The 13,061-nt window shown below is 58.2% G+C and carries 11 protein-coding genes and 1 pseudogene; 7 read left to right on the top strand and 5 right to left on the bottom strand.

Features of this window, described 5'->3' with window-relative positions; translation table 11 throughout:
* Positions 1 to 161 precede the first annotated feature (161 nt).
* Both PSH97_RS13970 and PSH97_RS13975 read left to right on the top strand, forming a co-directional pair.
* Positions 162 to 1,829 (top strand): VRR-NUC domain-containing protein, encoded by a 1,668-nt coding sequence (locus tag PSH97_RS13970; RefSeq protein ID WP_305449693.1) that lies wholly within the window; start codon positions 162 to 164, stop codon positions 1,827 to 1,829.
* A complete protein-coding gene (locus PSH97_RS13975; protein WP_305449694.1) occupies positions 1,826 to 4,105 on the top strand; it encodes an ATP-dependent DNA helicase in 2,280 nt (759 codons plus the stop codon). The genes PSH97_RS13970 and PSH97_RS13975 overlap by 4 nt, the downstream gene beginning before the upstream one ends.
* Positions 4,106 to 4,281: 176 nt before the next feature.
* Here PSH97_RS13975 and PSH97_RS13980 read toward each other — a convergent pair.
* A pseudogene (locus tag PSH97_RS13980) lies at positions 4,282 to 4,482 on the bottom strand (zeta toxin family protein); the annotation flags it as partial.
* A gap of 360 nt (positions 4,483 to 4,842) precedes the next feature.
* Between PSH97_RS13980 and PSH97_RS13985 the strand changes: the two are divergent.
* A complete protein-coding gene (locus PSH97_RS13985) occupies positions 4,843 to 6,765 on the top strand; it encodes a hybrid sensor histidine kinase/response regulator (RefSeq protein ID WP_305449695.1) in 1,923 nt (640 codons plus the stop codon).
* Between the two features lie 86 nt (positions 6,766 to 6,851).
* Positions 6,852 to 7,388: a hypothetical protein gene (locus PSH97_RS13990; protein WP_305449696.1), complete on the top strand. Its 537-nt coding sequence runs from the start codon at positions 6,852 to 6,854 to the stop codon at positions 7,386 to 7,388.
* A gap of 135 nt (positions 7,389 to 7,523) precedes the next feature.
* On the opposite strand, the gene PSH97_RS13995 is transcribed toward PSH97_RS13990, so the two are convergent.
* The 3 genes from PSH97_RS13995 to PSH97_RS14005 all read right to left on the bottom strand — a co-directional run bounded on the left by PSH97_RS13995 (position 7,524) and on the right by PSH97_RS14005 (position 10,227).
* Positions 7,524 to 7,991 (bottom strand): hemerythrin domain-containing protein, encoded by a 468-nt coding sequence (locus tag PSH97_RS13995; RefSeq protein ID WP_305449697.1) that lies wholly within the window; start codon positions 7,989 to 7,991, stop codon positions 7,524 to 7,526.
* A 222-nt stretch (positions 7,992 to 8,213) separates the two neighbouring features.
* Positions 8,214 to 9,560, bottom strand: coding sequence for a cation:proton antiporter (locus PSH97_RS14000; protein ID WP_305449698.1), 1,347 nt, complete (start codon positions 9,558 to 9,560; stop codon positions 8,214 to 8,216).
* A 55-nt stretch (positions 9,561 to 9,615) separates the two neighbouring features.
* A complete protein-coding gene (locus PSH97_RS14005) occupies positions 9,616 to 10,227 on the bottom strand; it encodes a Yip1 family protein (protein ID WP_305449699.1) in 612 nt (203 codons plus the stop codon).
* Between the two features lie 170 nt (positions 10,228 to 10,397).
* Between PSH97_RS14005 and PSH97_RS14010 the strand changes: the two genes are divergently transcribed.
* The 3 genes from PSH97_RS14010 to PSH97_RS14020 are packed head-to-tail and all read left to right on the top strand — an operon-like array spanning position 10,398 to position 11,879.
* Complete coding sequence (locus tag PSH97_RS14010; RefSeq protein WP_305449700.1) at positions 10,398 to 10,910, top strand: CinA family protein; 513 nt, start codon at positions 10,398 to 10,400, stop codon at positions 10,908 to 10,910.
* The gene (locus PSH97_RS14015; RefSeq protein WP_305449701.1) at positions 10,907 to 11,425 is read left to right on the top strand and encodes a hypothetical protein; all 519 of its coding nucleotides are present in this window, start codon (positions 10,907 to 10,909) and stop codon (positions 11,423 to 11,425) included. The genes PSH97_RS14010 and PSH97_RS14015 overlap by 4 nt, the downstream gene beginning before the upstream one ends.
* A 7-nt stretch (positions 11,426 to 11,432) precedes the next feature.
* Positions 11,433 to 11,879 (top strand): DUF421 domain-containing protein, encoded by a 447-nt coding sequence (locus PSH97_RS14020; protein ID WP_305449702.1) that lies wholly within the window; start codon positions 11,433 to 11,435, stop codon positions 11,877 to 11,879.
* A gap of 212 nt (positions 11,880 to 12,091) precedes the next feature.
* Here the strand turns inward: PSH97_RS14020 and PSH97_RS14025 are convergent, their stop codons facing one another.
* Complete coding sequence (locus PSH97_RS14025) at positions 12,092 to 12,949, bottom strand: SDR family oxidoreductase (protein WP_305449703.1); 858 nt, start codon at positions 12,947 to 12,949, stop codon at positions 12,092 to 12,094.
* Positions 12,950 to 13,061: the final 112 nt, after the last annotated feature.

Raw genomic sequence — 13,061 nt, forward strand, 5'->3', positions numbered from 1 at the left:
GGTCGATCGTCGCTGTGCCTCTAACGCGGTTGGTGCAATGGAATGGCAGAAAGTTCGATGGTCACCCGAAAATTGCCGGATAGCGTTGCCACTGATCCTTTTCCGTTTGCACCGGGTGGGGCATAGCTGGTATCTGTACGCATAACCAGTACTCGTTTGCCATGGCCCTTTTGCCCGTGATTGTAAATCCTCTCGATGACCCGTTCTATTACTTGAATAACTTCATGCAAGTGCTTGATTGGCTTGAACATCGTTATGCCGATGTATTGAGCGTCGAGGAACAGGATTTTATCCGCGACTTCAATCGACTGCCCCGTGAATCCCAGGCGCTGCTGGTCAGGCTGGTGATGCGCAAGGGGGTGCATTTCAGGGCGGGTAAACTGAGTTACGTCGAGATCGGCGACATCGACAACGCTGCGGCGCCGCTACTGGCATCGGGCTGGGTCGATGAGCAGTCGCCGTTGCACATCGAAGACTTGTTCGAGGTGTTGCTCAAGGCCGAGATTCTCCAGTGTTTTGGCAGCGTCATCGATCAGCCAAAAGGCAAAAAGACCGATTGGCTGCCGGCCCTGAGCGAGCAATTTCCCGAGGCGCAAAGTTTTGCCCTGTGGTGCCCGGCATTGAATGACCGGTTGTTCAGCCTGACCGTCATGGGCCTGTGCGACCGGCTGCGGCTGATGTTTTTTGGCAATCTTTACCAGGACTGGTCGGAATTCGTGCTGGCCGACCTGGGCATATTTACCTATGAAAAAGTCGAGTTCTGCGCCGAGTCCCGTGGCTTGCGCAGTCGCGAGGACGTCGACGCCTGCCTGTTTCTGCACAGCTGTCAGCAACGTTTTGAGGCCGGTGAAGACGTGGCGGACGTTGTCGAGCAGATCAACGGGCTGCAGCTCGACAATCCCTGGCTGCAAAGACGTCGGGGCAAACTGCTGTTCCAGATCGGTCAACACTGCGAGCGCATTGCCGATTTTTCCACCGCCCTGAGCCTCTATCGTGAATGCGCCTACCCCGGCGCGCGTCTGCGGCTGATTCGCGTGCTGGAGCGCTGTGCTGAATATCAACTGGCCATGGACCTGGCCGCCCACGCCGAGCAAGCCCCCGAAAGCGCCGCCGAGCATCAGCATCTATCGCGTGTGCTGCCCAGACTGCGGCGCAAATTGGGTGGGCCGCCGATCAAGCGGCCAGCCCCTCGGGCCATGCAGCGTCTGGACCTGCAACTGCCCCGGCACGATCCGGCGTTGTCGGTGGAGTCTTACGTTCAGGCACACCTGGCGGACGATTCGGCGCCGGTGCATTACGTCGAGAACAGTCTGATCAATTCACTGTTCGGGCTGCTGTGCTGGCCGGCGATCTTCGCGCCGTTGCCGGGGGCGTTTTTTCACCCGTTCCAGCGCGGGCCGGTGGACCTGCTCAACGAAGACTTTCATGCGCGGCGCGCGGACCTGTTCCAGGCCTGCCTCGCCGAACTCGATGACGGGCGTTATGTGCAAACGGTTCGCGAGCGTTACAGCGCCAAATGGGGCGTGCAGTCACCGTTCGTATTCTGGGGCGCGCTGAGCGAAGAACTGCTGGAGCAGGCGCTCGACTGTCTGCCCGCGGAACACCTCAAGCACTGGTTCAATCGACTGCTGCTCGACATCAGGGCCAACCGCGCCGGCATGCCGGACTTGATCCAGTTTTGGCCGCAACACAAAACCTACCGGATGATCGAAGTCAAAGGCCCCGGCGATCGGTTGCAAGACAATCAATTGCGCTGGCTGGAATTCTGTCACGAGCACCAGATGCCGATCGCCGTGTGCTACGTGCAATGGGCGGAGCAGGGCGCGTGAGCTACAGCATTGCGGTGCGGGCGCTGTGTGAATTCACCGCCAAGGTCGGCGACCTCGACCTGCGCTTCACCCCGTCACCGACTGCGCTGGAAGGCATCGCCGGGCATCGCACCGTGGCGTCACGGCGCAGCGAGGGTTACCAGAATGAGGTCGCCCTTGAGGGCCAGTATCGGACCTTGACCGTAAAGGGGCGGGCGGACGGCTACGACCCGGTGCAGAACTGCCTTGAAGAAGTTAAAACCTACCGTGGCGACCTGAGCAAACAACCGGCCAACCACCGTCAGTTGCACTGGGCGCAGGCGAAGACCTACGGCGGGTTGATGTGCCAGAAACTGCAGTTGGAGCAGATTAATCTGGCGTTGGTGTACTTCGACATCGTCAGCGAGAAGGAAACCTGCCTGGTCGAGACCTTCAGCGCCGCCGAATTGCAGTTGTTCTTCGAACACCACTGCGGGTTGTTCCTGCACTGGGCCGAACAGGAAATGGCCCATCGCGAAGGGCGCAATCTGGCGGCACAACGGTTGGCATTTCCTCATACTGATTTTCGCCCCGGGCAACGGCATCTGGCTGAGTCAGTGTTCAAGGCTGTCAGCACCGGTCGCTGCCTGATGGCCCAGGCGCCGACCGGTATCGGCAAGACCGTTGGCACGCTGTTCCCGATGCTCAAGGCCTTGGCGCCGCAACAACTGGACAAGGTGTTTTTCCTCACGGCGAAAACCCCGGGGCGCAAATTGGCGCTGGACGCCGCTCAGGTCATCCTCGACAGCGCCGACGCGCCACCTTTGCGAGTCCTCGAGATGATCGCCCGGGACAAGGCTTGTGAGCACCCGGACAAAGCCTGCCATGGCGAGTCTTGCCCGTTGGCCCAAGGTTTTTATGATCGTCTGCCGGCCGCGCGTCAGGCCGCCAGCCAACTGAGCCTGCTGAACCAGAGTGCCTTGCGCGAGGTTGCCCTGCAGCACGACGTTTGCCCCTACTACCTGAGCCAGGAAATGGCTCGCTGGGCGGACGTGGTGGTCGCCGACTACAACTACTATTTCGACTTCAGTGCGTTGCTGTTCGGGCTGGCCCAGGCCAATAACTGGAAAGTCGCGGTGCTGGTGGACGAAGCCCACAACCTGGTAGAGCGCGGCCGGCAGATGTACAGCGCCAGCCTCGATCAGGCGACGTTGAACAACGTGCGAAAAACCGCGCCTGAGGCACTGAAGAGATCCCTGCAACGGGTTAATCGAGAATGGAGCGCCCTGCATGATCAGCAACTGAGCCCCTATCAGGCCTACGACAAAGCCCCGGAAAAACTGCTTCAGGCGCTGTCCTTGTGCTGCGCGAGCATCGGCGACTACCTGAATGATCACCCTCAGGGCCTGGACAGCGGATTACAGAATTTTTACTTCGACATGCTGCAATTCGGCCGCGTGGCTGAACTGTTCGATGAACATTTCCTGTTCGACATCAGCAAGCGCGACCTCGAGCGCAAGCGCAACCTGTCGCAACTGTGCCTGCGCAATGTTGTGCCCGCCGCTTTCATTCGCCCGCGCCTGACTGCTGCGCGTAGCGCCGTGTTGTTTTCCGCCACCCTGAGCCCTCGGCATTACTATGCCGATTTGCTGGGAACACCAGCGAACACGGTATGGATCGATGTGGAATCGCCATTTCATGCCGATCAGCTGCAAGTACACATCGTCAACCAGATTTCGACCCGCTATGTCCATCGTCAGGCATCCCTCGAGCCCATCGTCGAGCTGATTGCCAAACAGTTCACGCAACGCCCCGGTAACTATCTGGCGTTTTTCAGCAGCTTCGATTATTTGCAGCAAGTGGCCCAGTTGCTGGCCGAACGGCATCCGCACATCACGCTGTGGTCGCAGTCCCGGGGAATGGGGGAAGTGCCGCGTCAGGCGTTTCTCGATCAATTCACTGTTCATAGTCAGGGCGTGGGGTTTGCGGTGCTGGGAGGAGCATTCGGCGAAGGCATCGATTTACCCGGCGCGCGGTTGATTGGTGCATTCATTGCCACCCTGGGGTTGGCGCAACTGAATCCGGTCAACGAACAGATGAAACAGCGCATGGCGGCGATTTTCGGTGCCGGGTATGACTACACCTACCTGTTTCCTGGCGTTCAGAAAGTCGTGCAAGCCGCGGGGAGGGTGATCCGCACTCAGCAGGATCAAGGGGTGGTGATGCTGATCGATGACCGGTTTGGCGAGAGCAAGGTCAAGCAATTGCTGCCGCGCTGGTGGTCAGTCGAGACGACGCAATTTCCTTCTGTTCTGTAGGAATATTTACTTTATAAAACAGTGATATATCTTGAAAGACACGCTCATTTGAACAAACAGCGAAACAGCGCTTTATTCAAAAGGCAGCAATCACTTTCAAGCGAATCTTTGATAAGGAAATCAAGGTATGTCTCTGCTGGCATCCAGATCCGACACAGTGACGAACCTTTCCATTTCCAGATCTTCGCGCTGACCTCCCTGACGAAAGCCTCCGTATGCTCATAAGCGTGCAGGACACCGAGTTTGATCATCTCGGCGTATTGAGGGTGTTTTTTTCGGTAGTCGGGCAGATACAGACGAACGTAGTTGGCGTAGCGATTCGAGGGAAGGAGGTTCTTTTCCAGCAGGCACGTTTTACCTGACCCTTGCAGCCCGGCGAACGAACGGACCTTACGCGCTCAAAGTACTTATACCAAAGCCGCCGACGGGACCTTGACCATCGCAGGAACACCGGCACCTTATACGTACAGCGCTTATGGGAGGATCATCGACAATCACATCTACACGATGAGTGAGCGCGATGAAATGATAAAAGAATGTCATCTGGCACTGCTCAAAACCCAAGCCCATGCTGAACGGGTGCCGGATTTTGTGTACAACGATCTGTACGCCTATATCGTCAAGTACGTGTACCGATAGTCCGTCGCGCCAATGCGACAAACCCACGTTTTTTTTTGAATTTCCTGACAAGCGGTTTGTCGCATACTCCAGAAGAACAACAATAAGGACAGGGATCCATGAGCGATGACCGGACCAAGACCAATGCCATCGAGGAGAAGCGCTTTCGTCTGCTGATCGATGCAGTGGTCGACTACGCGATCTACATGATCGACCCCGATGGCATTATCAACAGTTGGAATTCCGGTGCCAAACGCTTCAAGGGATATGAAGAGGCGGAGATTCTAGGTCAGCACTTTTCGCGTTTCTATACCGAGGAGGATCGCAAAGCCGGTCTGCCCCAGCGCGCGCTCGATACCGCCATTCGCGAAGGGCGGTTCGAGGGCGAAGGCTGGCGGGTTCGCAAGGACGGCACGCATTTCTGGTCCCACGTCATCATCGATCCCATTCTCGATCCGTCGGGCAAATTGCTGGGTTTTGCCAAGATCACCCGGGATTTGACCGACCGTAAAATGGCCGAAGAAACCCTCAAACAAAGCGAGCAGCAGTTCCGGCTGCTGGTGCAAAGCGTTACCGACTACGCCATCTACATGCTCGCCCCGGATGGACGCCTGACCAACTGGAATCTGGGGGCTCAGCGAATCAAGGGATATCGGCCCGAAGAAGTTATCGGCCAGCATTTCTCGATGTTTTACACCCCTGAAGACCGTGAAGCCGGTGAACCGCAACGGGCGCTGGAGATTGCTACGCGCGAGGGGCGATACGAAAATAAGGCCTGGCGCATGCGCAAGGACGGCACGCGGTTTTTTGCGCATGTCGTGGTCGACCCGATTTGGGGCGACACCGGCACGTTGCTGGGATTTGCCAAGATCACTCGGGACATCACCGAGGTGACCCAAGCCCAGCAAGCCCTTGAAAAAACCCGCGAAGCGTTATTTCAGGCGCAAAAGATGCAGGCTATCGGTCAACTCAGCGGGGGGATTGCCCACGACTTCAATAATCTGCTGACCGTTATTCTCGGCAATCTGGAAATCGTTCGTAAACGTGCGGCAGACGACCCGAGAATTACCCGTTTGCTTGACAACGCCACTCAAGGCGCCATGCGTGGGGTTTCCCTCACCCAGCGCATGCTGGCGTTTGCCAGGCGTCAGGAGCTCAAGACCGAATCCGTCGAGATACCGGCGCTGATACAGGGGATTACCGGGCTATTGCGCAGCTCTCTGGGGCCTGGGGTGAGCATAGAAACCCACTTTTCGCCCGAACTCGAACCTGTCATGGCCGACGTCAATCAGCTCGAACTGGCGGTACTGAACCTGGCGACCAACGCCCGCGATGCAATGCCCGACGGTGGGAAACTTGTCATCAGTGCCCAAACAGAAGAAATCCACGATCAGTCGAAATTGTCCCTTTCGCTTGGCCGCTATGTCTGCCTGAGTGTCACGGATACGGGGGAGGGCATGGATGACGCTACCCTGGCCTCGGCAATGGACCCCTTCTTCACCACCAAAGGCGTCGGCAAAGGCACTGGCCTCGGGTTGTCGATGGTTCACGGGTTTACAGAGCAACTGGGTGGGCGCTTCATTCTGAAAAGCCAGAAGGACGTCGGCACTACGGCCGAACTCTGGTTACCCGTCGCTATCGCCGGCTCGACCACCGATCCCGTTACCGAGGATACAGCCGGGTCGCAGGTGCCATGTTTGTGTGTATTGGTTGTGGACGACGATAGCCTGGTATTGACCAGTACCAGCCTGTTGCTTGAAGACCTGGGCCATCGGGTGATCAGTGCAGCGTCCGGTGCACAGGCACTGGAGCTGTTCGACAGCGAACACGATTTTGACCTGGTCATTACGGACATGGTCATGCCCAAGATGAGTGGTGCGCAGCTGGCGCAGGCTATTCGGGCAATGAGGCCGCACCTGCCGATCATCCTCGCCACCGGCTACGCCGAGCGCCTGGAAGGCTTCGCGTCCAGACTTCCGCGCCTGTCCAAGCCTTTTACCCAACTCAATCTGGTGGAAGTCATTGCCTTGGCGATGAAGTGAATGACGCAGGCAATCGGGCTGAACTTGTCGGTTCGTGCTTCTTCTAAACGTTTTTCATCCTCTACCTGAATCGGGTTGACAGTACCGTGCCGAGAATACTGACCGAACCCGCAGCAGCCGAAACGCTGACTGAACACAACGCCAAGATGTTCGGTTCACCCAAGGAACGTCTGGATTTCTACCGCCGGGAAATCCAGTACGAGACCAGCATTCTGGCCAACCGCACCGACGCCTATCTGGCAGCGCAATCGTTTCTGGTGATCGCTTTCGCTTCTTGTATGGCCAATCTCAACCCCGAATGGGGAAAGCTCTTCACGCTGGTGGTCCCGCCATTCCTGGCACTGTTGGGGTTGCTCAGTTCGCTCAACGCCTGGCCGGGTATTCGCGCCGCTTACGACATCATCGATCACTGGCACTTCAAGCAAAGTGAATTGCTGCGTAGCGAGCCACTGATGGGGCTGGCCTACGACGAGTCACCGCTGTTCAGTAAAATGGAATCAACCCACAAGGGTTATCGCAAGTCGCTGCTGTTCTCCGTGCGCACGCCGTGGATCTTCGCCACGTTCTGGGTGTTGCTGGGCACCTATGCGGTTTACATCCAACTGACCAATCCCGGCGCGTGACGCCGTAAAATCAAAAAGGCCCGGCATACGCCACAATCCCCTTGGGGGCCCCATCAGTTGTGGCGAGCGAGCTTGGTCCGGGCGGCGTTCCGACGGGAGCAAGCCCCCTCGCTACAGGCTTCTCTGTGAACAGCATCAAGCCGCCAGCCCGAGCTCTTTTTTGTAGCGGGCTTTCAGGCTTTCCATCTCTACACCCAATTCGTCGAGCGTCGTTTTGCCCAGCAGTTTTTTGGCCTGAGGAAACATTTCCTTTTCCTCCTCTTCGATGTGATGCTCCAACAACTCCTTGACCACTTTCACTCGACCGGCAAATTCAACGGTAGAGGGATCGGTGGTTTTCAGGTCGGGAAGCACCAGCGAATCGACGGTGCGATGTTCTTCCTTGGCTTCGTAATACATCACGTCCTGCTCTTTGCCCCCGGCCTTTTTATACGCCGGATACAAGACTTCCTCTTCCAGGCGGGTGTGGATCGATATCTCCATTTCCAATTTGGCCAGCAGCTCGGTGCGCTTTTTAACCCCACGCTCGGTGGACTCGCTCAACTGGGCCAGGATGCCTTTTACGCGTTCATGGTCGGCTTTCAACAGGTCAATGGCGTTCATGGTCAAACCTCTTGTTTAGTCACGGGTCAGGCAAACGGTCTTTCTGCCGTTGTCGCTCATACTGTTGGAGCATTTCCCGTGCCGGTTTCAGAATTCACAAAAAAACCCGTAAAAACAGTTGGTTGTGATCGGCTGGAAGCGACGTTTGTCGTGCAACCTGCATGAATATCCTTTGCTGTTCAGTGCAGGTTGACCGAAGGAATGGCTTCGCCGAGAAAGGCGTCAGGCGTGTTGCTGATTACGCCGCTCATAACGGGCCAGGATCGGTTGAGTGCTGATGCCATGGACCAGGATACTGAGCGCCACCACCGACAACGTCAGGTCGGTGCACAGTGTCGCCGCGGCCGGACCGAGGTCGTGGTTCAAGGCGTAGAACAGGTAATAAAAGCTCCCGATGCCGCGAATCCCGAACCAGCCAATCAACAGCCGCTGGTGGCCGTCCAGCAAGCGACCCCACGGCATGAGCCATACACACAAGGGGCGAATGGCACAGAACAACACCAGTGCAATCACCAACGCTCGCCAGTCCCAATGGCCCACCAGCACCACGCCCAGCAGGGTGACCAGAAACACTTCCATGGCGCGTTCCACCAGGCTACCGAAGGCCAGCATGTCGCCCATCATGATGCCCGCCGCGACTTGGGTTTCTGGCAAGTTCGCCACGTCGCCGTGGACGGCAGCCGCAGGTTCGACGTTCTGGTGACCGACCACCGGTTGCACCAGATGCTCGGCGGGGACCCGCGCGTCGCCGGTGGATTTGACTTCGGCCTGCCGCAACCCCAAACCGGCGGCGAACACCGACAGAAAGCCATAGCCATGGATCTCCTCGGCCGCGACATAGGCGAGGGCGATCAGGGCCAGGGTCAGATAATCGTTGGGAGAAATAGTGCTGTCGGCATTGCGGATGCGCATCGACAAGGTCAAGCGACCGATGCCGTGGCCCATCCAGTAACCGATGAACAAACCGGCCGGCACGGCCCACAGCACACTTTTCAATGCCCACTCACCGAGCCAGGCCTCGCTATTGCCGCTCTGTTGCACAACCAGCAAGCCGAGGATCACGAAGGGGAAGGCGATCCCGTCGTTGAGGCCCGCCTCACCGGAGAGTCCGAAACGCACGGAATCGTAATCCCTGGCGTCGTTGACTTGCACCAGCGAGGCCAGTACCGGATCGGTGGGGGCCAGAATCGCCCCGATCAGCAGCGACGGCCCCCAGGCCAGGGCAAAGCCGTAATGCAGCAACAGGCTCACGCCAATGATGGTCAAGATCATCACCGGTCCCGCCAGGCCGAACGCTACCCGCCATCGAAGATCCTTCAGCGGCAGGCGTAATTTGAGTCCGCAGACAAATAGCGAAAAGAGCACCGCGACCTCAGTCAGGTGCTCCATCCAGACCGCCGCGTCCTTGATGTCCAGCTTCAACAAGCCCAAGCCCGCCGGACCGATCGCCACGCCCAGCGCCAGGCACACCGCCGACGTGGTCACCGGCATCCAGCGCAGATAGGACGAGGTCAGTGCCAGGGTCAGCAGCACCGCACCCAACACCGCCACCCATACAATGAAGCTCATGCCCGGTTCTCGGAGGTGTACCGCCGATCGCCGGCGGATGGCGGACTCAGGATAATCACACGCCGGTCACGCGCACGTACTCAGGTCCCAGATAGTTGAACCAGAGCAGAATCATCTCCACCAGGATAGTCACCAGCACCAACAGCCCGACGCCCCATACGCTCGCCGCATTCAGCAGGCCTTCCTCCTTGCGCTCGTGCATGAAGATCGGCAAACCGACGAACAGCAGAAACGTTGAATAGAGGGAGGCGGCTCCCAGCACCGTGATCGCCAGCCAGCGGCTCGGATAGAGCCCGGCAATACCTGCAAGGAAGAACGGGGTGACGGTGTAGGCGGCAAAACCGATGCACTGATTGACATTGGGGCGTGAGTCGAAGGTGCGCGACATCCAGCGGATGAACAGCCCCATCAGCACCACGCCGACAATGATGCTCAGGTACAGCAGCCCGCAGAGTTGCAGGGCGCTGGTGGCACTGAGTTTGACCGTTTCGTTTTCGGCCAGGCTCCAGCCGACGTAGGTGGTCCCGATAAACAGGCAGACGGCGGGGATCAGGGCGAGCAACAGCAAATGAGCGAGGTAATGGCGCGGATGCGCTTCCTCTTCCTTACGAATATCTGTCCAGACGAAATTGGGCTGAGTGAACAGCCTGACGAGGGGTGCGGACATGACGACCTCCAGATAGCGAGCGGCCCGGCTAGCGGCCCCTAAAAGTATTGAGGTGCATCCATCGCCGGGGGTTCATTTTTTATCAGGAGCGTCATAGGCGGTCTGCCCGAGGGAATGTTTCCAGGCGTCGAAGGTCAACCGAGCAGTTCCTCTTGCCTGGATACTTGGTCATGAGCGTCAGCCAAACCGTCGTCGAATATTTGCGGCAACACGAATTGCGACTGACGACCGCCGAGTCCTGTACCGCCGGAAAGATTGTGACCTTGCTGGCCGAAGTGCCGGGCAGCGGGGACTTGATCGAGAGCGGCTACGTGGTTTATTCCCCCGAAGCGAAGCAACGGTTGCTCAACGTCAGCCCCCATACGATCAAAACCTTCAACCTGACCAGTTGTGAAGTCGCTCGCGAAATGGCCTTGGGCGCCTTGCTCGACAGCACCGCCAACGTCGCCGTGGCCACCACCGGGATTTTAGGGCCGGAGGATGTCGACGGGATTCCGGCCGGCACCATCTGTTTCGCCTGGGCGTACCAGACTGAGCGAGGGAAGTATGTGTTCACACATCAGCATCGGTTTTTCGGCTCCCGCAGCAAGGTCCAGTTACTGGCCGCAGAGCATGCCTTGAAGCAGATCTCGTTTTTTCATCAACGTGCACTGACCGGTGAACAAGATCAGGTAAATCAATGAACGACGAATCGCGCCGCACCGAATACCACAGCCGCGATTTTCCGGTTCGCGAAGACATGGCCTATCAGGTCAAGGTCTGGCGATTCGAGCGCTGGGGCTGGTACGTGTTGGTGCTGCTGGTGGTGCTGGCCTTGCTCGGCTTGTTTTCACGTGGCCCGCTCAGTTCCCGGGATGTTCACGGCAGCGATGGCAAGGTGCGGGTGGAATACGAGATGTTCCACCGTCATGGCTCGACCAATCCGATGAAGCTCAGCGTGATCGGCCGGCCGGATGCCACGGTTGAACTGGAACTGACCGGAGAACTGCTGGAGGGCTTCGACATCGAAACCCTGCAACCGGAACCTGTGCGCGCACTCAGTGGCGAGCAGGGCATGAAACTGTGGGTGCAAACCGACGCGCAAGGGCAGGCCAGTCTTTACCTGACGTTGCGCGGGGATGGGCTGGGCCTGTTTCGCAGCCAGATCGCCTCGCCCGGTGCAGCCCCCGTCAAGGTGGATCAATTCATTTTTCCTTAGGTGACTTATGGATTCGGTATTGCGCGCGGCCGTGATGTACCTGGCGTTGATGGTGCTGTTCAAGATCGCGGGCCGGCGCTCTTTGGCCGAACTGACGACGTTTGATTTTTTGCTGCTGATGATCATCGGCGAGGCCACGCAACAAGCATTGCTGGGCGATGATTTTTCCCTGACCAACTCGATGCTGGTGATTGTTACGCTGATTGCTATCGACGTTGGGCTTTCACTGCTCAAACAGCGCTCGCAATGGGTGTCGCGGCTGATCGATGGCGGACCGACGATCATCGTCGAAAACGGCAAGATCCTGCACGAACGCCTGCGCCATGCGCGACTGGTGGAAGCGGATGTCATGGAGGCTGCGCGGTCGAGCCAGGGCATTGAAACCCTTGAGCAGATCAAATTCGCCATCATCGAGCGCAACGGCAAGATATCGGTGATTGCTCAAGAGCCCTGACTCACCCGCGATCCTTGCCGAACCTGCATTTTGGCCCCTGTAGCAGCTGTCGAGCCTGCGAGGCTGCGTTCGGCTGCGCAGCAGTCGTAAAACCATAACCTGCGTTGCATCAGGCAAACCGCGTCAGCCGGATTCACGACTGCTGCGCAGCCGAACGCAGCCTCGCGGGCTCGACAGCTGCTACAGACCGAACGCAGGCCACGCCAGCTGCGTCAAAGCATCGGCTTGCCGCCCGTGACGCCATACCGTTGCCCGGTGATGTAACTGGCTTCATCCGAGGCCAGCAGCACATAGATCGGCGCGACTTCCACCGGTTGACCGGGACGGCCGAGCGGGGTTTGCGCGCCGAAGTTTTGCACCTCTTCCTCGGGCATGGTCGAGACGATCAGCGGCGTCCAGATCGGCCCCGGCGCCACGCTGTTCACCCGGATGTTCTTTGGCCCCAGCATCTGCGCCAGGCCGGCGGTGAAGTTGGCAATCGCGCCTTTCGTGGTCGCGTAGGCCAGCAACGTCGGCTTGGGCATGTCGGAGTTGACCGAACTGGTGTTGATGATCGAACTGCCGGGTTTCATGTGCTTCAGCGCAGCCTGACAGAGCCTGAACATGGCCGTGATGTTCACATCGAAGGTCATCACCCATTCTTCGTCGGGGATGTCCTCGATGTTTTCGTGGCTCATCTGGAACGCGGCGTTGTTGACCAGAACGTCGATCCGGCCAAAGCGCTCGATGGTTTTATCCACCAGCGCCTGGCAGTGCGCTTTCTGCGCCACATCGCCGGGCAGCAGCAGACATTGACGACCGGCCTGTTCGACCCAGCGCGCGGTTTCCTGCGCATCTTCAGTTTCATTCAGATAGGCAACCACTACATCCGCGCCTTCCCGGGCGAACGCAATCGCCACCGCACGGCCAATGCCGCTGTCGCCACCGGTGATCAGGGCGATTTTGCCCTCCAGCCGCCCCGAACCTTTGTAGCTCTGCTCGCCACAATCCGGGTAAGGGTCCATTTTCGTTTGAACCCCGGGGACTGGCTGGCTTTGTTTCGGGAAGGGTGGTTTTGGATAGTCAGTCATCGGGAAATCTCCTCGGTTCAAGGCAAAAGACTCAAGCGCCACAAGCGCTCGTTGAGGGTTGACCCCGGTCTTTTGTCTTGAGTTCGGTTGGATTTCCGCTGGCTATTCAGTG

This window comes from Pseudomonas cucumis, from assembly GCF_030687935.1.
Taxonomy (GTDB): Bacteria; Pseudomonadota; Gammaproteobacteria; order Pseudomonadales; family Pseudomonadaceae; genus Aquipseudomonas; species Aquipseudomonas cucumis.